This is a genomic window from Nocardiopsis dassonvillei subsp. dassonvillei DSM 43111 (assembly GCF_000092985.1).
GTDB classification, from domain to species: domain Bacteria; phylum Actinomycetota; class Actinomycetes; order Streptosporangiales; family Streptosporangiaceae; genus Nocardiopsis; species Nocardiopsis dassonvillei.
Map to the genome: position 1 here is coordinate 157,571 of NC_014211.1, position 17,111 is coordinate 174,681.

Below are 17,111 nucleotides of genomic sequence, written 5' to 3' on the forward strand. Positions count from 1 at the left end.
GCCCGGCCCCGTCCGGGCGGGCCCTCGCGGTTACAGGGGCTGGTCGTCGACCTCGATGTCCCACTGGACGTCGTCGCCGTCGACCGAGGTGGTCGTGATGGTCACGCCGTAGTTCATGCCCCCGTCCACGAGGTTGCAGCGGATCTCGGCGCCCACCTCCGCGGGGAGGCCCTGGGGGCAGGAGAAGTCCTCGGGGGCCCGGCCGACCACCGCCTCCAACTGCGCTGCCGACTGCTGGGCGACCTGCTCGGCGGGGACGCCCCCGTCGCTCGCGGCGGTACCTCCGTCCCCACCGGCGCCCCCGCCGGTGTCCTCGCCCGCGCCGTCCCCGGCGGCGTCCTCGGCGACCTGGGCGTCGTCGACCTCGACGTCCCACTGGACGTCGTCGCCGTCGACGGAGGTGGTCGTGACGGTCACTCCGAGGGTCTGGCCGTCGGCGGTGAGCTCACAGCGGATCTCGGCGCCCACCTCCGCGGGGAGGTCCTCGGGGCAGGTGAAGCCGTCGGGGGTCTGGCCCACCTCCTCGGCCAGCATCTCGCTCGACCGCTCGGCGACCTGTTCGGCGCCGACTGCGTCGGGGCCGCCGATGCTGAACTCGAACGAACAGCCGGTGGACAGAAGCAGGGAGACCGCGCCCAGTGCCGTTCCGGTGATGACTCGACGGCGTCCGGTCTGCCGCATGGCGGCCTCCTCAGTGTTCGGGGATGTGCACGGGTATGGACGCCGAACGCGAGGAGCGGGTTCCGGAGCGGATGGCTCCGATGCGGGGATGTGACATCGGTGTCTGGTGTGGTCGGCCGGTGCCGCGCCGGGGAGCCGCCCGGATGTGCTTGCCCCGGGGCGGGGGAACGGGAAGGGTAGAACACAGCGGTGGGGGCCGCGTCCTGTCGGGCGGCCCCCACCGTCGTCGTGTACCGGTCCGGGTCGGTCGTGTCCGGGTCAGTCCTCCGGATCGATCCGCCGGTTGAGTCGTCGCAGGAACTCGGGGTCGTCGTCCGGTCCGAGCGGGTGCGGGCTGCCCGAGGGCTTGGTGAAGTCGGACGGGTCGAGGTCGTCGGCCGAGGCCGTGGCCTGTGTCGGGGAGGGCGCGCTCCCGCGGGCTGAGGCCGCCTGGCGCGGGCGGCCGAGGAGGAGCCACAGGATGGCGCCGACGGGCACGAACAGCACGATGACGAACACCCACAGCACCTTCGGCAGAGTGCGCACCTCAGAGGAAGGGGTGGTGAGCGCGTCGAAGAACGCGTACACCCACAGAACGATCGATACGAGCGTGATCAGGCCACCAAGCCACACCATGGTTCCAGCCTAACTCTTGCAGTCGACTCCTCACGGTCGGGACACCGGGCCGGAGGGCAGGGGGAGTCCGCGGAGCGGTTGACCGGCCGACGGGGCGGTCGGAGGGCCCTGTGGCTCCTGGAGCTCTGGCTCCCGCCGGATGGGTTGTCTTGGGGCACTCGGCCTCAGGGCGTGCTCTCGCTCGGCTCCCCGAGCAGGAGGGCGCGCACCTCCGACTCGCGGAAGCGGCGGTGCCCTCCCGGGGTCCGGATGCTGCTGATCCGCCCGGAGGCGGCCCAGCGCGTGACGGTCTTGGGATCAACCCGGAAGAGTGAGGCCACTTCCCCGGGGGTCAACAGGCGTTCGCTTGCTCGTTCCACCTTCACATTCCCCCAATCGTGCCCGCCTCGGACTGTGGGGGCGGCGGGCGTTTGATCCCCTAGTGTGCACGAGTTAGACCGTTTCCTCCCTAGTTTTCGGAGAAATTGCGGTGTTGGGGGGAGGAGTACCGGATATGTGACCGGAACGTGATGTTCGGACCCTGCTGTCGGGATTGGAAACATCCCATGACTATGCGAATCGTGTTCGCCTATGTCCCGTTCCCCTGTGCCGCAAGCGACACACCGACCCGATGCCCGTCGCGGCGGGCACGCCCTTAACCTGGAGATAAGGACCTGTGGGAGGCCGTCGGCCCGACCCGTGTGGGGTGCGGGAACGTCCGGACACAGGTGTTGACCGGGCGTTCCGCGCCGCCGATGGGCGTAGCGACCAATCTAGTCCAGGTAATCGTCTGTTGTGAGGCTTTTGGATGCGTAGCTTGCTGACCTATACCGCCGCCCGCCTGGGGCTGTTCGCGGCGGCCTTCGGAGTGGTCTACCTTTTCGGCGCCCGTGCGTGGATCGCCCTCATCCTGGCCTGGCTGGTCAGCGGACTGGCCTCCTACGTCCTGTTGTCCGGGATGCGCGACAAGGTCTCCGCGAGCGCGGTGGAGCGGATGGAGCGCCGCAAGGCGAACAGCCTGTCCGCGCGCCTGGCGGACGCCTCCGCCCGCGAGGACGACTTCCAGGAGGCACCGGATCAGGAGGCGGCCCCTGCCGGGGCCGACGCCCGTGCCGAGGAGGCCGGGGCCGAGGCGAAGCCGGGCGAGGACGCGCCGACCGCCGCCAGGGAGTCCTGACCGGAGCGGTGGCCGGGGAGCGTTCGGCTCCCGCCGGTGGCGCTCCCGCCGCCAGCGCCACCGTCGGCGGCCACAGCGGCCCCGGGAGCGGGAACACCGATCCGGACACCCGTTCGCGGCGGCCCTACCCTGTGCCCGTGCCCGCGTCCGCCCCGCCCGCCCCGCCCGCTGACCGGCGCGCCTCCGTCCCGTGCCTGTCGATGCCCTCGGCCGCGCGGCCCACGAGCGGCGGCAGGACCGCGGCCAGGTAGAGGGCCGCGCACGCCAGTAGCACCGGCGCCGCTCCGAGCAGTCCGGCCGCCGCGCCCGCGACGGGCGCGCCCAACGGCGCCGCCATCCGGGTCAGCGCGCCGATCGTCGCCGTGCCCCGCCCCACGGCTCGGCGGGGCAGGCGCTCGAACAGCACCGCGCCCAGGATCGGGTTGAGTACCCCGCCCGCGAGCCCGCACAGGCCCCACACCGCCAGGACCGCCCACAGCGGCACGTCCAGCGCCAGCACGACCAGCCGGGGCGGCCCGGCCAGCACCAGCCCCGCGAAGAACACCGCCCTCCGGGGCAGCAGGTGCCCGACCGCCGTGGCCGCGAGCGAGCCCACCACCGAGGCCGCGCCCATCACGCCGCCCAGGAGGCCGACCACCGCGGGACCCATGCCGTTGTCGTCCACCCACACCGGCAGCAGTACCGAGGCCACGGACATGTCGATCATGTTGGTGACCGCGAGCACGACCACCAAAACGCGCAGGGTGGCGTCGCCCCAGACCGCCCGCCAGCCGGTGCGCAGCCTGGTCGGGTAGCCCGCGTCCGCCTCGGGGTCCCCGCCCGGGCGGGGGCGCTCCCCGGGCTGGGTGGCGGCCAGTACCACCGCCGCCGCGGCGAGCAGCGCGGCGTTCGTGTACAGGGCGGGGAGCGCGCCGAGCAGGGACACCAGTCCGCCCGCGGCCACCGGTCCGACGGTCGTGGACAGCCGGTCCACGGTTCCGGTGAGTCCGGTGACCCGTTCGAGGCGCGTCCCCGTGCGTTCGGCGACGGCCGGGGCCATGGAGACCTTGGCGGCCTCGGCGGGGCCGGTGGCCAGGCCGATCACGGTCACCAGCGCCAGGAGCACGGGGAAGGACAGCAGCCCGGCCGTGTGCAGCAGCGGGACGCAGGCCACCGCCGCCGCGGCGACGAGGTCGGCGCGCACGCTCACGGCACGCTGACCCATCCGGTCCAGCAGCGGGCCGCCCAGCAGTCGGGCCAGGGTGTAGGAGCCGATCTCGAAGAAGGCCACCGCCCCCATGGACGCCGGGCTGCCGGTGGCCTCCAGGACGAACCAGGGGATGGCGATCATCGCCAGCCGCGTGGCGGTGTAGCACAGGGCCTGGGCGGCGACCAGCCCGCCGACGCTCCTCACGTGCCCGTCCCCGTCGCCCCGTCGTCCCCCTCCACGTCCGGGCCCCTGTCCTCGGGGTCGGGGAAGGCGGCGAACTGGACGTGCACCGGTCGGCTGCCGGGGGCGCCGGTCTCGCGCGTGTAGCGGTCGAAGAGCGCGCGGACCTCCTCCCGGAAGGCGGAGAGTTCCTCCAGGGTCAGCTCCGTGCGCCGCCCGGACATGACCTGGGCCTCGCGCCAGCCCTCGGGCTGGGCCGCCCACAGGTTGACGGCCGAGGCCAGTTCCTCGCTCCAGCTGGCGGCCAGGGCCATGCGCACGGCGGCGCTTAGCTCGGGCTCGTCGGTGTCCAGGTGCTCGGGGAAGCGGAATCCCTTGTGCCTGGAGCGCCACCAGCGCTCCCGCGAGGTGCCCAGGGAGGGGTCCTCCTCGATGAACCCGTGCGCCTCCAGCTGCCGCAGGTGGTAGCTGGCCGAGGCGGAGGAGACGTCCAGCCACTCCGAGACGGTCTTGCCGGTGGCGGGCCCCCGCTGCTGGAGGAGGTTGAGGACGCGGATGCGCAGGGGGTGGGCCAGCCCGCGGAGGGAGCGGGCGTCGAGGGTCGCCGCATGGGCGAAGGGGTCGGGGGCGCGGCCCGGGCACTGGGAGGGGGTCTCGCTGTCGCGGGGGGCGGAGTCGTTCATGCGGTCACTGTAGAGGCCCAAGGTTTCTTGGCCAAGGGTTGTTGGCCAAGAAATCTTGGGCTGGCTACGGCGACCCGGAACCCAGGGGCTCGCGGCCCATATATCTAGTTTCCTGGGCGCTTGAGTAGCAATCGGCCTAGCTTTAGAATCATGGTCAACAAGCGGATGAAGGCGCGGGTCCTGCTCGCCCTGGTGCGCCGAATGGCGCGCAAGAACGGCCTGCGCCTGGAAGAACTCAAAGGACGGGGCAAGGGACCACACCAGACCTATGTCCTCTTGGACGAGGGCGGAGCACAGGTCGGTCGTTTCATGGTCACGCAACATTCCAAGGGGCTGTCCCGGGGCCTTCTGCAGGACGTGGAGAACGGCTTGCAGCACCTGTTCGGTGAGAAATGGATGGAGAAGTGATGCCTGACTACACGGCTACCGTCATCCGCGATGAGGACCTCTGGGTCGTACGTGTCTCGGGGCTGCCCGAACACGTCGTCGGAACGGTCGACTACGTGCACTTCTCCGAGATCAAGGACGAGGTTCCCGAGGCCATCGCCGACCTCACGGACACCGACCCGGAGGACTTCACGATCACCTGGCGTTACGAGTTCGGCGGCGAGGACGTGACCGAGGACGTGATCCAGTACCTCGTGGCGGAGGAGGAGTTCCGGCGGTCCCAGATCGAGCGCGACCGCGCCCGCGCCCGGGTGCTGGAGACCATGCGGAGGGAGGGCGTCACCCAGCGGGCCATGGCCGACGTCGTGGACCTCTCCCACCAGCGCGTCCACCAGCTGCTCAAGGGGGTGGACACGCCGGTGCCCGGGGGACGCCGGGGGCGCCGCAGGGACGCCCCCGTGTCCTGAGGCCCCGGCTTCAGGAGAGCGGGAACATCCCCAGCCGGGCGTGGTACTCGTCGGCGAGGCGCTCGGTGTCGCTGCCCACGTACAGCCCGTCGGAGGTGGCCAGCATCGCCTCCACGCCGTGGCCGCGCGCCCGGCCGGGGTTCCACGGCAGGGCCTTGCCGGTCTCGGGGTCCACGGCCGCGATGCCCTCGCGCGCCACCGAGCCGGGCCCCGGGTTGAGCGCGCCCTCGGGGTTGTCCATCCAGCGCTGGTGTCCGCCCACGTACACCGCCGCCGACGTGATCTCCACCGAGTACAGCGAGTCGCCGCCGGTCTTGTTGCTCCAGGTGGGCTCCGAGCCCGGGGTGTCGGTGTTCTCGAAGCGCGCGACGGACTTGCACAGGCCCGGCCTGACGTACGGGCCGCCCGCCGTCACCACCGCGAAGTAGGAGCCGTCCGGGGAGAAGGCCATCCGCCGCATGTAGGTGTGCAGCTCCTCGTAGTCGCAGGGCTCCTCGTAGGCGGACGTGGACCACGGTGTGACCGAGCCGCTCGCGGTGTCCATCATGGCGATCTGGTGCCGCTCGTGACCGTCGATCCTGGTGAAGGAGCCGTTGACGGCCAGCCGCCGCCCGTCCGGGCTCAGCGCCAGCTCCTGGACCTTCAGCACGCCCTGGCGCGCGTCGGACACGTCGGGTGTGAAGCCGGTGTCCACCTCGCCGGACCCGGAGTCGAGACGGACCAGCGTGGGCTGCTCCACGCCGTTCACCCCCGAGAAGCTGCCGCCCACGTACAGGTGCTCGCCGTCGCTGGCGATGCGCTGGACGCGGCCACCGTCGACGACGGCGCCGAACTCCGGCACCGGGTCGCCGTCGTCCACCGACAGCCGGGCCAGCCCGTCGGCGGGCTCGCCGTCCACCGAGCCGAAGTCCCCGCCCGCGATCACCGTCCCGTCGGGGCCGGGGGCCAGCGTGGTGACGGTGCCGTCCACCTCCGGTTCGAACCCGTGGAGGATCCGACCGGTGCCGTGCTCGAACGCGAACAGGTGGGGCAGGTCGTGGGCGCGGCCCCCCTCGGTCTGGCCGACCCGCGTGAAGCTTCCGGCGACGAGGATGGTGTCGCCGACGCGCAGGATGTCCTTGACCGCGCCGTCCAGGACGTGCGGCGTCCACTGCACGGGCTGTTCGCTGACCACGCGCGCGTGGTCGGCCTCTGCGGCGGGGGAGGCGGGCGCCGCGGCCGCGGCCCCGGCGGGGAGTAGGAGCAGCGTGCCCATCGTCAGGGCGAGCAGCGGGCGGCTGGGTTTCACGGAAGGACTCTCCCTCGGTCGTGCGGGTCCATGCGTGCGGGCCGACCGGAGGAGCCGGTCGGAGGGTGTCCGCACCCTCTCAGAGGGTCGCACAAAAACTACGGAGAGTGACACATGCCGAGCGCGGTTCCGGATCGGCGTAACCGGTGGGACCGGCGGGGCCCGAGGGAGGGGGCGCGGCCGTGCCCGGGGCGGAGCTTGCCCGGGGAGGGGCCGCGCGGCGAGGGGCCCGGCCGTGGTGCTCGCACAGCCGGGCCCCTCGGTCCCCGGGGACTCAGCGGGCGCGGGCGCCCGAGGTGTCCAGGCCCCCGTTGTCCAGCCGCCGCTCGACCGCCTCACGGTAGTCGTCGGTGACCGCCTCCAGCAGGGTGCTCTTCTCCCGGTCCGTCCGCCCCGCCATCGAGCGCTCCGAGCGGTCCATCCTGCGGTTGGCCCGGACGATCTCGTTGGTCGCGGGGAGCCGCACGTCCTCGTAGCGCCGCAGCGCCGCCTCCACGTCGCCACCGGTCCCCAACTCGGCGGCGAGGGCCGCCGCGTCGAGGACGGCCTGGGACGCGCCGTTGGCCCCGATGGGGTACATCAGGTGGGCCGCGTCCCCGAGCAGGGTCGTGCGGCCCTCGCCCCAGTGCTCCAGGGGGTCCCGGTCCACCATGGGGTACTGGAGGATCCGCTCGCTGCGGGCGAGCACGCCGGGGACGTCGAGCCAGCCGAAGTCCCAGTGCGCGTAGTGCGGGGCGAGTTCCTCGATGCGCCCGTTGTCGTCCCAGTCCGCGTCGACGGACAGACCGGGGGAGGGCACCAGGCACACCCAGTTGAGCAGTGCGCGGCCGCGCGCCGCGTGGCGGGCCGAGATCGGGTACGCGACGAGCCTGGCGGAGTGCTCGTCGTTGGCGACGATCATGGTGCGCCCGTCCAGGAAGCCGTCCAGCTCGGTCAGGCCCCGCCACATGTGGACGCCTCCGCCGGACAGGGCGGTGCGGTCGGGGTGGAGCTGCGCGCGGACGCGCGAGTGCAGCCCGTCCGCGCCGACCAACGCCGCTCCCGTGACCTCCGCGGCTCCGCCGGACTGGTCGCGGGCCAGGGCGCGCACGCCCGTCGCGGTCTGCTCGAAGGAGTCAAGGCGCAGGCCGGTGCGGACCGCGCCGGGGCCCAGACGCTCGCGGACGGCCTCCAGCAGGAGCAGTTGGAGTTCACCGCGGTGGATCGAGTACTGCGGGTACTCGTTGCCCGCCGCCACGCCGCGGGGTTCGTTCCAGAGGGTGGTGCCCCTGTGGTCGAGGTAGAGGTGTTCCCGGGTGGGGATGCCCGTCGCGGCGAGCGCGTCGCCGAGGCCGAGGGCGGTCAGCTCGGCGATCGCCGCGGGCTGGACGTTGATGCCGACCCCGAGCGGACGGATCTCCTCGGCGGTTTCCAGAACGGTGGCGCTGATTCCGTGGGAGTGCAGGGCGAGGGCTGTGGCCAGCCCTCCGATCCCAGCGCCGACGATCACGATGTCGGCACCATCGGCTGAGGTCATGGCGGCCCTCCGTGCTTCCTGCGATCTGGTGGTCGCGTTGTCTGCGGGCACACGCGCGCCCGTCGGGTGGTGCGGTCGATGGGCCCGGGGTCCCGGTGCATCAGAGGTGCTATCACGGCGGGGGCCGATCACCCAAGGGAGTCAGCCGGGAGGCCGCACACGAGACGGGCGGAGGCCCGGGCGGACGGTGCGCCGACTTCCCGGTCGCGCACGTCCGGCCCCGGACCCCCGCCCGCTCGCGCAAGGGAGGATGGGGAGGAAGGACCTGTGATCCTTTGTCAGGCGTGGTGGGTCGAGACCACCGAGTACACGCCGGGCGCCGGGGTGGCCAGCGCGGCGGCCTTCTTGCCGTAGGCCTGGGCCTCGGGGTCGGCCATGGTCGCCTGGATGTCCGCCGGGCTGTTCCACTGGGCCAGGTTGATGACCTTGGTCCCGTCCAGGCTGGCCAGGATGTTCACCGACACGAACCCGGGGCGGTTCTTCATGACCTTCTCGGTGCCCTCGTTGAGGACGTCGACGAGCTGCTGCTGCTTCTCCTTCTCCACCTCGAAGACGTTGACGAGGACGGCGAGGCCGTCGTTTGCGCGAATAACGGTTTCACTCATGAAACGGAGGCTAGCAGAACCGGTATCTCGAAACAAAGGTCGTTCGCGGGTTTTTTGGAGAAAGGGGTAACCAATTTTTGATACGCCAAATAAACAGGCGTCCCGGTCGTGTCGGCAGCGCTCTTCAATGCGCGCTGCCCGGGTGTGTGCCTGTTCTTCGGGTGTGGTTCGCCTTCCGTTTCACGGCGCGGGGACGGCTGGCCCGGTCGCTTTCTCCGCCACCCGGGGAGAAGTCCGTATGAGTGTCTGCCGGTCATTCACCCCGGGCGGGGCGCGGTTCCGTGGTCCAGCGGCCCCGTTCCGCGGCTCCGCTCCGTGGCCTGGTGCGGTGGTCTAACCTTTCCGACCGACGTCCTCTCCGCTTCCGGTCCCCCCTCCGCATGGTCTCCGGTGACGCTCCTCCCCGGGGCTCCTACTCCTCTCGGACAGCGCTTCCGCCTGCGAATTTCCTGGTGGTGGCGGCTGGGGCGCCGCCGGGGAGCGGGCGTCGGCCTCCGCGGGCCGGCCCCGGTCCACCCGCCCGGACGCGGCGTCGACCCCGGCCCGTGCGGGCATTCCGACAGGCGGGTCGAAAGGATTCGACGCACCGGAAGGGTCCTTTCGGTGAAATGGCGGGCAACGGCCGCAAGGGATCACCCGGGCGTGCGCGGAGTTCTGTTCCCGCGCTCCTCGGTGAGTCCCGGCCGTGCAACTGCGGATAATGCTCGGTTGTCCTTGTGTCTGTCGCTTCCCGCTTCGTTCCCGTCCTTTCCGGCGAGGTGGGGGTTCAGGGATTCCGTTTACCTGGACGGATGATTCCCGAACCCCTGTCAGCGGGTGCTCCTCAAGGTCACCTTCCGCCTTCGATGAGGCCGTAGACGTTGCCGTCCCAACCGGAGATCTGGGCCCACCGGTTCCCCTTTCTCCACGCGGTGTCCTGAGGCTCCGTCAGAATTTCGACCCCCTGTCCGCGCAGGTTCTCGCACACGGCGTCGAGGTCGTCGCAGTTGAACCACCCCTGGGCCATGCGGCCGACCCGCGACCGCACCTCCTCCAGAAGCCCGGAGTCGACCTGGGCGAGCGCCACGCTGGTCTGCGACCCCGGAAGGTGCACCTCCACCCAGCGCTGGCCGCCCTGGTGGACGGTGTCGACCTCCAGCCGGAAACCGAGCGCCTCCGTCAGGAAGTCCAGGGTCCTCTGCTGGTCGCTGGTGTAGAGCACGGAGAGCCGGGGGTGGGTGAGCATGGGCTTCCTCTCGGGGCCGACGGGGCGGCTGCGTCCGCAGCCGGAGGAACCGTAGTGCAGGCGGACGGAGGACTCACGCGACGGCCGCACACCGCCGCGCGCCCCTCCACCGGCCCCGCACCGGCTCCCGCTCCTCCCCACCCCCGCTGGGGAGGCCGGCCGACGGCCCGGGGCGCGTCCGCGCCCGGCTCCGTGCGGAACCCGCCCCTCCAACCGCGCCCCCGCGACGGTCATGAACCCACTCCTCTCCTCACCCGGTCCGCTGACGCCCTTCACCTCCATGACGGACGGCGGGAGGAGAAGGTGACCGGACGGCGGGAGGGGGAAGGCGTACGGGCGCCCGGCCGCGCGGGGGCCGCCGTCCGGCGGCCCCCGAAAGGGGACGGGGTTCGGAGAAGTACGCCATTTCCGGGAAGTCGCGCCGCGTCACGAACGGTCACGCGGAGCGTTCGTTCGGAGAAAAGGCAAGGAGCGGATCGTGTTTCTCGGATTGTCCGCGCGGCCCGTGCCCGTGCACGCGTTCCTGCCCGTGCTTGACACCGTCGCCCCAGTTCACAAGGGCCCGGACGCATTCCTTCCCGCCGTCGCCGGGGCACGGGAAGGCAGCCGGTTCCCCCTGTCCCAGCCGCGGTCCGGATGCTTTCACCTGGGGGTTTCCGGGCCGTCCGCCCCGGCCCCGTGTTTTCCCCGCTGTCCGCTTGCGGACAGCTTCGCGCTGGCGCTGCTGCGGGTCTCAACCTAGGCTGAATCCGGTTGTGATCCCCTCTGGAGAGTCCACCCTGCTCGCATGCCCTTCACGAAGGGAAATTTCACTGTGCCTGCCCAAACCATGCCATCCGCCCCTGGACTGGGGGAGGGTCAGAGAAATGACGGGGACCTGCTCCCCGAGGTGGCTGACATAATCAGGGATCTGCCCCAGGGAATTGTTCCCATCGCGGACCTCGCCCCTTCCCTTTCTCCGCGCGAGAAGATGGAGGACCCGGCCCACGCCCGTGTGATCGCGGAAATGGGGAGCGCCGTCGAACCCATCCTCGTCCACCGCCGCACCATGCGCGTGATCGACGGGGTGCACAGGATCCGCGCCGCGCGGATGAGGGGGAAGACCGAGATCAGGGCCCGTTTCTTCGACGGCAGCGACGAGGACGCCTTCGTCCTCGCGGTGCAGCTCAACGTGGGGCACGGGCTTCCGCTGACCCTGAGCGAGCGCAGGACCTCCGCCCAGCGCATCATCCTGTCCCATCCGCACTGGTCCGACCGGGCCATCGCGAGGAGGGCCGGGCTGAACGCCAAGACGGTGGCCAGGCTCCGTCGGGAGGCGGGAGAGGGGGGCTCCGTCGCGGAGAGCAGGGTGGGCATGGACGGAAGGGCCAGACCGCTCAGCAGCGTCGAGGGCCGGCGCAGCGCCGCGGCCATCCTCGCCGAGAACCCCGAGATCTCGCTGCGTGAGGTGTCCAGGAAGAGCGGGCTGTCGGTGGGCACGGTCCGGGACGTCCGCAAGCGCGTCGACCAGGGCCAGGACCCCATTCCGGAGCGCTTCCGCCGCAACGGCGGGGAGCGCGTCCCCGTGTCGGTCGCGGTCCGGGAACCGGACCGCAGGCCCCGGGTCACCGAGTCCACGGCGGTGGGCGAGACCGCGGCGGCGGTCCGCAAGCTCGCCCGGGACCCCTCCCTGCGCGCCACCGAAGCCGGTCGGACCCTGCTGCGCATGCTGACGATCACCGAGGTCGGACGCGCGCAGTGGGAGGAGATCATCAGGACGATCCCCGAGCACTGGCTGCCCCTCGTCCGCGCCATCGTCCTCCAGCGCTCCCAGGAGCTGCGGGAACTCGCCTACATGGTGCCCGGCGAGGACTCCGACCCGGACTGAGGACCCGTCCGGCGTCCCCCAGAATTTCCCTTCGGACAGTATTAAACGCAGAAAAGGAAAGGCCAGGTAGTCTGCCATGCCCGAAAACTTTGAGTTTCCTGCGGACGGTGACGAGGCCGCGATCCGGAAACACAACCGTGACGTGGTGGAAACATACATGAACACGAGAGGGCAGGATCGGCTGAAGCGTCACCTCCTCTTCACCGAAGAAGGTGTCGGAGGGCTCTGGACCAATGACACCGGAGAGCCTATCGTCATCCGTGGCCGGAATCGCCTCGCCGAACACGCGGTCTGGTCGCTGAAATGCTTCCCCGACTGGGTCTGGACCAATATCCAGATCTTCGAGACGCAGGACCCCAACTTCTTCTGGGTGGAATGCGACGGCGAGGGAGCCATCCGTTTCGAGGGTTACCCCGAGGGTCACTACACGAACCACTTCCTGCACTCCTTCCGTTTCGAGGAGGGGAAGATCGCGCAGCAGAGGGAGTTCATGAACCCCTTCGACCAGCTCCGTGCTCTGGGTATCCCCGTTCCCACGATCAGGCGTGAGGGAATCCCGACCTGACCCCGAGGGCTGGTTCGGATTCCACTCGGGCTGGCGATTCAGGCACGCACACAGAACCGATCAATGGAGACGCGTGGACAACGTGATGCCCGACATCGAGTCCAGAACCGCCCTGCAACAGCCCGACTGGAGCGACGCCTCCCAGGTCCGGAGGGTGGCCGACGTGCTGTCCTCCCGGCCCGCCCTCGTCAGGGCCGAGGACGTGCTGGCCCTGCGCTCGCTCCTGGCCGACGTGGCCCTCGGCCGGTCCCTGGTCGTCCAGGCCGGGGACTGCGCCGAGGACCCGGAGGAGTCCAGCGCGAGACACGTCAGCAGCAAGGCCGCCCTGCTCGACATGCTGGCCGGCGCCCTCAGGATGATCACCCACAAGCCCGTCCTGCGGGCGGGCCGCATCGGCGGGCAGTTCGCCAAACCCCGCTCCAGCCCCACGGAGAAGGTCGGCGAACTGGTGCTGCCGGTGTTCCGCGGCCACCTGGTCAACGGCCCCGATCCGACGCCCGAGAGCAGGAAGGCCGACCCGCTGCGCCTGCTCACCGGCTACATGGCCGCGGGCGACGTGATGGAGCACCTCGGCTGGCGCGGCTCCTTCGCCCGGCCCGCCAGCGACCCGCCGGTGTGGACGAGCCACGAGGCACTGGTCCTGGACTACGAGGTGCCGATGCTCCGGCAGACCGACAAGACGGACAAGCCGGTGCTCGGCTCCACCCACTGGCCCTGGATCGGTGAGCGCACCCGCCAGATCGAGGGAGCGCACGTCGCCCTGCTGGCCGAGGTCGCCAACCCGGTGGCCTGCAAGGTCGGACCGGCCATGGCCGAGGACGAACTGCTCGCCCTCTGCGAGCGGCTGGACCCCCGGCGCGAGCCGGGCCGCCTGACGCTGATCGCCCGGATGGGGGCCGACCGGGTCGCCGACCGGCTGCCGCCGCTCGTCGAGGCCGTGGCCGAGGCGGGCCACCCCGTGATCTGGCTGTGCGACCCGATGCACGGCAACACGGTCCGGACCCCGGAGGGCCACAAGACCCGGGTCGTGGAGGACCTCAGGAAGGAGGTCCGCGGCTTCGTCCGCGCGGTCGAGTCGGCGGGGGGAGTCCCCGGCGGCCTGCACCTGGAGACCACACCCGACGACGTGACCGAGTGCGTGACCGACCCGAGCGGGTTCCCGCGGGTCGGCGAGCGCTACACGACCTTCTGCGACCCCCGCCTCACCCTCTGGCAGGCGGTCTCGGTGATCTCCGCCTGGAGCGACTGACCCGTAGGAACCGATCGGAAAGGACGAACATGCCCGGTATCCCCGTCATCGAGCCCTACGCGCTCCCGGCCGCTGGTGACCTCCCCGAGAACACCGCCCAGTGGGTGCCCGACCCCTCCCGCGCTGTCCTCCTCGTCCACGACATGCAGCGCTTCTTCCTCAAACCCTTCCCCGAACAGGTGCGAGACGAGCTGGTCGGCAACATCGCCCTCCTGCGCGAGCGCGGCGCCCGGCTCGGCGTCCCCGTGGGATACACGGCCCAGCCGGGCAGCATGAGCGACGAACAGCGCGGCCTCCTCAAGGACTTCTGGGGACCCGGCATGCGCAGGTCCCCCGAGGACAGGCTCGTGGTGGACGAACTGGCCCCCTCACCCGACGACTGGATGTTCACCAAGCTCAGGTACAGCGCGTTCCACAAGTCGGACCTGCTGGAGCGGATGCGGGCCGCCGGGCGCGACCAGCTCGTCGTCTGCGGCGTGTACGCGCACGTCGGGGTCCTGATGACGGCGGTCGAGGCCTACACCAACGACATCCAGACCTTCCTGGTCGCCGACGCCGTCGCCGACTTCAACGCCGACTACCACCGCATGGCCGTCCGGTACGCCGCCGAGCGCTGCGCGGTCGTGCTGCCGGCCAAGGAGGTGTTCGCGTGAACGCGCCGGACACGGCGCCACGGGCCGGGGCGGAGGGGGACGGACTCCTGAGCACCGTCCTGGGGACGGAGCGGCCACCCCCCTTCGCCCTGCTCGTGCGCTCCGGCGGCGACGGTCCCGGCCGCGTGGACGTGCTGACCGGCGAGGTGTCCGCCGTCCCCGAGACCGCCGACATCCCCCTGCCCGACCTGACGGGGAGGGGCGGGGGCACGGAGCGCCACGACGTGCTGGCCCTCATCCCCTACCGGCAGATCACCGAGCGCGGCTTCGGCTGCAACGACGACGAGGCGCCCCTGCTCGTCATGACGGTGGCCGACCAGGAGACGCTGCCGGTCTCACGGGCCCTGGACCTCATCCCCGACCTGCCCGTCGCCCTGTCCGACGGCCGCTTCGACGTCGACGACGAGGACTACGCCGAGACCGTCCGCAGGGTGGTCAAGGAGGTGATCGGCGAGGGCGAGGGCGCGAACTTCGTGATCAGGCGCTCCTTCGTCGCCGACATCGGGGAGTACACCCCGCACAAGGCCCTGGCCGTCTTCCGCCGGCTGCTCCGGGTCGAGGTGGGCGCCTACTGGACCTTCGTCGTCCACACCGGCGACCGGACCTTCGTCGGCGCCACCCCCGAGCGCCACGTCACCCTCCGGCGGGGGCTCGCCACCATGAACCCCATCAGCGGCACCTACCGCTATCCCCCCTCGGGCCCCTCGCTGCCCGAGGTCATGGACTTCCTCGCCAACCAGAAGGAGTCGGACGAGCTCTACATGGTCCTGGACGAGGAGCTCAAGATGATGACGCGCATCTGCGAGCCGGGCGTGCACGTGTCGGGACCCCACCTCAAGCAGATGGCGCGGCTCGCGCACACCGAGTACTTCATCGAGGGGGAGACCCGTCGCGACGTCCGCGACATCCTCCGGGAGACGATGTTCGCCCCGACCGTCACCGGCAGCCCGCTGGAGAACGCCTGCCGCGTCATCCAGAACTACGAGACGGGCGGACGCGGCTACTACAGCGGGGTGCTCGCCCTCGTCGGAAGCGACGCCTCCGGCGAGCGGACCCTGGACTCGTCGATCCTCATCCGCACCGCCGACATCGACGACCGCGGCAGGATGGCCATCGGCGTCGGCTCCACCCTCGTCCGCCACTCCGACCCGGTGTCGGAGGTGGCGGAGACCCACGCCAAGGCCGCCGGTCTCCTCGCGGCGGTGGAGAGCCGCGGGGCCGGGGGCCTGGACACCCATCCCGACATCCGCGACGCGCTGGTCAGGCGCAACGCCAACATCGCCGACTTCTGGCTGCTGGGCGAGGGCCACCGGCGCGGCGCGGAGTTCCCCGGGCTGGCCGGGTGCCGGACGCTGATCGTCGACGCGGAGGACACCTTCACGTCGATGCTCGACCACCAGTGCCGCGACATGGGCATGTCCGTCACGGTCGTGCGCCACGACGACGTCCCCTCCTTCGACGGCTACGACTTCGTCGTGCTCGGCCCCGGTCCGGGCGACCCGCGCGACCCCGCGCACCCGAAGATGGCCAACATGCGGGCGGCGGCACGGGCGCTGCTCGCCGAACGCAGGCCCTTCCTGGCCGTCTGCCTGAGCCACCAGATCCTCAGCGCCGAGCTCGGGTTCCCGATCCGGCGGCGCCCCTCGCCCAACCAGGGCGTGCAGAAGGAGGTCGACCTCTTCGGCGACCGCCAGCGCGTGGGCTTCTACAACACCTTCGCGGCCTGGTCGGAGGCGGACACGGTCGAGGTGAACGGCGTCGGCGCGGTGGAGGTCTGCCGCGACCCCGCCTCGGGGGAGGTGCACGCCCTGCGGGGCCCGCGCTTCTCCTCCCTCCAGTTCCACGCCGAGTCCGTTCTCACCCAGAACGGCCCGCACATCCTCGGCTCGTTCATAGGAAGGACGTTGAGCGCATGAACGGCAGTCCGGCGCTCCTGGAAAGGGCGCACTCCTACGTCGTCGTCGACGCGTTCACCGACAAGCCCCTGGCGGGCAATCCCGTCGCGGTCTTCTTCGGGGCCGAGGACCTCTCGGCCCCGTGCATGCAGAGCATCGCCCGGGAGATGAACCTGTCGGAGGTGACGTTCGTGCTGCCCCCCAAGCAGGGCGGCGACGCGCACATCCGCATCTTCACCCCGGTCAACGAGCTGCCCTTCGCGGGGCACCCCCTCCTCGGCACGGCGGTCGCCCTCGGCGACTCCGCCGAGAAGGACCGGCTCCGGCTGGAGACGGCCATGGGGATCGTGGACTTCGACCTCGAACGCGCCGACGGCAGGGTGGTCTCCGCCGCGATGGAGCAGCCGATCCCGACCTGGGAGCCGTTCGACCGCGTCGAGGAGCTGCTCGCCGCCCTCGGGGTGCCCGAACCGGAGACCCCCGTCGAGATCTACACCAACGGCCCCCGGCACGTCTTCGTCGGACTGCGGAGCATCCCGGCGCTGTCCGAGGTCAACCCCGACCACCGTGCCCTGGCCGCCTTCCCCGACATGGCGACCAACTGCTTCGCCGGTTACGGGACGCACTGGCGGAGCCGCATGTTCTCCCCCGCCTACGGGGTGGTCGAGGACGCGGCGACCGGGTCCGCCGCGGGACCGCTCGCCATCCACGTCGCCCGCCACGGCCACGCCCAGTACGGCCAGTGGATCGACATCCACCAGGGCGTGGAGATCGGGCGGCACTCCCTGATGCGGGCCCGTGCCAGAGGCAACGGCGATCACGTCACCGAGGTCCGGGTCAAGGGCAGCGGCGTCACCGTCGCCAGCGGGACCATCTACGTCTAGACAGTC

The 17,111-nt window shown here is 71.2% G+C and carries 18 protein-coding genes; 9 read left to right on the forward strand and 9 right to left on the reverse strand.

Features of this window, described 5'->3' with window-relative positions:
- Window positions 1-30 precede the first annotated feature (30 nt).
- The 3 genes from NDAS_RS24785 to NDAS_RS24795 form a co-directional block, all read right to left on the reverse strand.
- Window positions 31-681 carry a DUF4333 domain-containing protein gene (locus NDAS_RS24785; protein ID WP_013156002.1) on the reverse strand — a complete coding sequence of 217 codons (651 nt, stop codon included), beginning with the start codon at window positions 679-681 and terminating at the stop codon, window positions 31-33.
- 258 nt (window positions 682-939) lie between these two features.
- Window positions 940-1,296 carry a PLD nuclease N-terminal domain-containing protein gene (locus NDAS_RS24790; protein WP_013156003.1) on the reverse strand — a complete coding sequence of 119 codons (357 nt, stop codon included), beginning with the start codon at window positions 1,294-1,296 and terminating at the stop codon, window positions 940-942.
- A gap of 164 nt (window positions 1,297-1,460) precedes the next feature.
- Entirely contained in the window at window positions 1,461-1,661 is a 201-nt protein-coding gene (locus NDAS_RS24795; protein ID WP_017535950.1) for a BldC family transcriptional regulator, read from the reverse strand.
- A 422-nt stretch (window positions 1,662-2,083) separates the two neighbouring features.
- Here NDAS_RS24795 and NDAS_RS24800 point away from each other — a divergent pair, with 422 nt between their 5' ends.
- Window positions 2,084-2,452: a DUF4229 domain-containing protein gene (locus tag NDAS_RS24800; protein WP_013156005.1), complete on the forward strand. Its 369-nt coding sequence runs from the start codon at window positions 2,084-2,086 to the stop codon at window positions 2,450-2,452.
- Window positions 2,453-2,576: 124 nt separating this feature from the next.
- On the opposite strand, the gene NDAS_RS24805 is transcribed toward NDAS_RS24800, so the two are convergent.
- Both NDAS_RS24805 and NDAS_RS24810 read right to left on the reverse strand, forming a co-directional pair.
- Complete coding sequence (locus NDAS_RS24805; RefSeq protein ID WP_013156006.1) at window positions 2,577-3,845, reverse strand: MFS transporter; 1,269 nt, start codon at window positions 3,843-3,845, stop codon at window positions 2,577-2,579.
- The gene (locus tag NDAS_RS24810; protein ID WP_049800396.1) at window positions 3,842-4,504 is read right to left on the reverse strand and encodes a winged helix-turn-helix domain-containing protein; all 663 of its coding nucleotides are present in this window, start codon (window positions 4,502-4,504) and stop codon (window positions 3,842-3,844) included. The genes NDAS_RS24805 and NDAS_RS24810 overlap by 4 nt, the downstream gene beginning before the upstream one ends.
- A 150-nt stretch (window positions 4,505-4,654) precedes the next feature.
- Between NDAS_RS24810 and NDAS_RS24815 the strand changes: the two genes are divergently transcribed.
- Together NDAS_RS24815 and NDAS_RS24820 are read left to right on the forward strand one after the other, a co-directional pair.
- Window positions 4,655-4,912: a hypothetical protein gene (locus NDAS_RS24815; protein ID WP_013156008.1), complete on the forward strand. Its 258-nt coding sequence runs from the start codon at window positions 4,655-4,657 to the stop codon at window positions 4,910-4,912.
- Window positions 4,912-5,358: a hypothetical protein gene (locus NDAS_RS24820; RefSeq protein WP_013156009.1), complete on the forward strand. Its 447-nt coding sequence runs from the start codon at window positions 4,912-4,914 to the stop codon at window positions 5,356-5,358. The genes NDAS_RS24815 and NDAS_RS24820 overlap by 1 nt, the downstream gene beginning before the upstream one ends.
- A 10-nt stretch (window positions 5,359-5,368) precedes the next feature.
- Here the strand turns inward: NDAS_RS24820 and NDAS_RS24825 are convergent, their stop codons facing one another.
- The 4 genes from NDAS_RS24825 to NDAS_RS29020 all read right to left on the reverse strand — a co-directional run bounded on the left by NDAS_RS24825 (window position 5,369) and on the right by NDAS_RS29020 (window position 9,992).
- Complete coding sequence (locus tag NDAS_RS24825) at window positions 5,369-6,646, reverse strand: WD40 repeat domain-containing protein (RefSeq protein ID WP_013156010.1); 1,278 nt, start codon at window positions 6,644-6,646, stop codon at window positions 5,369-5,371.
- A 274-nt stretch (window positions 6,647-6,920) separates the two neighbouring features.
- Entirely contained in the window at window positions 6,921-8,162 is a 1,242-nt protein-coding gene (locus tag NDAS_RS24830) for a flavin-dependent oxidoreductase (protein WP_013156011.1), read from the reverse strand.
- 278 nt (window positions 8,163-8,440) lie between these two features.
- Window positions 8,441-8,767 carry an antibiotic biosynthesis monooxygenase family protein gene (locus tag NDAS_RS24835; RefSeq protein ID WP_013156012.1) on the reverse strand — a complete coding sequence of 109 codons (327 nt, stop codon included), beginning with the start codon at window positions 8,765-8,767 and terminating at the stop codon, window positions 8,441-8,443.
- 829 nt (window positions 8,768-9,596) lie between these two features.
- Window positions 9,597-9,992: a VOC family protein gene (locus NDAS_RS29020; protein WP_041553390.1), complete on the reverse strand. Its 396-nt coding sequence runs from the start codon at window positions 9,990-9,992 to the stop codon at window positions 9,597-9,599.
- Window positions 9,993-10,998: 1,006 nt separating this feature from the next.
- On the opposite strand from NDAS_RS29020, the gene NDAS_RS24845 reads away from it, so the two are divergent.
- The 6 genes from NDAS_RS24845 to NDAS_RS24870 all read left to right on the forward strand — a co-directional run bounded on the left by NDAS_RS24845 (window position 10,999) and on the right by NDAS_RS24870 (window position 17,105).
- Window positions 10,999-11,859, forward strand: coding sequence for a ParB/RepB/Spo0J family partition protein (locus NDAS_RS24845; RefSeq protein WP_232051624.1), 861 nt, complete (start codon window positions 10,999-11,001; stop codon window positions 11,857-11,859).
- A gap of 76 nt (window positions 11,860-11,935) precedes the next feature.
- Complete coding sequence (locus tag NDAS_RS24850; protein ID WP_013156016.1) at window positions 11,936-12,424, forward strand: PhzA/PhzB family protein; 489 nt, start codon at window positions 11,936-11,938, stop codon at window positions 12,422-12,424.
- 73 nt (window positions 12,425-12,497) lie between these two features.
- On the forward strand, window positions 12,498-13,673 hold the full coding sequence (locus tag NDAS_RS24855) for a 3-deoxy-7-phosphoheptulonate synthase (protein WP_041553392.1): 1,176 nt from the start codon (window positions 12,498-12,500) through the stop codon (window positions 13,671-13,673).
- 29 nt (window positions 13,674-13,702) lie between these two features.
- Window positions 13,703-14,326 (forward strand): isochorismatase family protein, encoded by a 624-nt coding sequence (locus NDAS_RS24860; protein ID WP_013156018.1) that lies wholly within the window; start codon window positions 13,703-13,705, stop codon window positions 14,324-14,326.
- A complete protein-coding gene (locus NDAS_RS24865) occupies window positions 14,323-16,242 on the forward strand; it encodes a phenazine-specific anthranilate synthase component I (RefSeq protein WP_013156019.1) in 1,920 nt (639 codons plus the stop codon). Before NDAS_RS24860 ends, NDAS_RS24865 begins: the two co-directional genes overlap by 4 nt.
- Window positions 16,239-17,105, forward strand: a complete 867-nt coding sequence (locus tag NDAS_RS24870; protein ID WP_013156020.1) for a PhzF family phenazine biosynthesis protein — start codon at window positions 16,239-16,241, stop codon at window positions 17,103-17,105. Before NDAS_RS24865 ends, NDAS_RS24870 begins: the two co-directional genes overlap by 4 nt.
- Window positions 17,106-17,111: the final 6 nt, after the last annotated feature.

Bases quoted from the DNA above. Each gene is read 5' to 3' on its own strand.
- NDAS_RS24870 (WP_013156020.1), top strand. From the start codon at position 16,239: ATGAACGGCAGTCCGGCGCTCCTGGAAAGGGCGCACTCCTACGTCGTC.
- NDAS_RS24790 (WP_013156003.1), bottom strand. From the start codon at position 1,296: ATGGTGTGGCTTGGTGGCCTGATCACGCTCGTATCGATCGTTCTGTGG.
- NDAS_RS24835 (WP_013156012.1), bottom strand. From the start codon at position 8,767: ATGAGTGAAACCGTTATTCGCGCAAACGACGGCCTCGCCGTCCTCGTC.
- NDAS_RS24850 (WP_013156016.1), top strand. From the start codon at position 11,936: ATGCCCGAAAACTTTGAGTTTCCTGCGGACGGTGACGAGGCCGCGATC.
- NDAS_RS24785 (WP_013156002.1), bottom strand. From the start codon at position 681: ATGCGGCAGACCGGACGCCGTCGAGTCATCACCGGAACGGCACTGGGC.
- NDAS_RS24815 (WP_013156008.1), top strand. From the start codon at position 4,655: ATGGTCAACAAGCGGATGAAGGCGCGGGTCCTGCTCGCCCTGGTGCGC.
- NDAS_RS24820 (WP_013156009.1), top strand. From the start codon at position 4,912: ATGCCTGACTACACGGCTACCGTCATCCGCGATGAGGACCTCTGGGTC.
- NDAS_RS24800 (WP_013156005.1), top strand. From the start codon at position 2,084: ATGCGTAGCTTGCTGACCTATACCGCCGCCCGCCTGGGGCTGTTCGCG.
- NDAS_RS29020 (WP_041553390.1), bottom strand. From the start codon at position 9,992: ATGCTCACCCACCCCCGGCTCTCCGTGCTCTACACCAGCGACCAGCAG.
- NDAS_RS24845 (WP_232051624.1), top strand. From the start codon at position 10,999: ATGGGGAGCGCCGTCGAACCCATCCTCGTCCACCGCCGCACCATGCGC.
- NDAS_RS24830 (WP_013156011.1), bottom strand. From the start codon at position 8,162: ATGACCTCAGCCGATGGTGCCGACATCGTGATCGTCGGCGCTGGGATC.
- NDAS_RS24860 (WP_013156018.1), top strand. From the start codon at position 13,703: ATGCCCGGTATCCCCGTCATCGAGCCCTACGCGCTCCCGGCCGCTGGT.
- NDAS_RS24810 (WP_049800396.1), bottom strand. From the start codon at position 4,504: ATGAACGACTCCGCCCCCCGCGACAGCGAGACCCCCTCCCAGTGCCCG.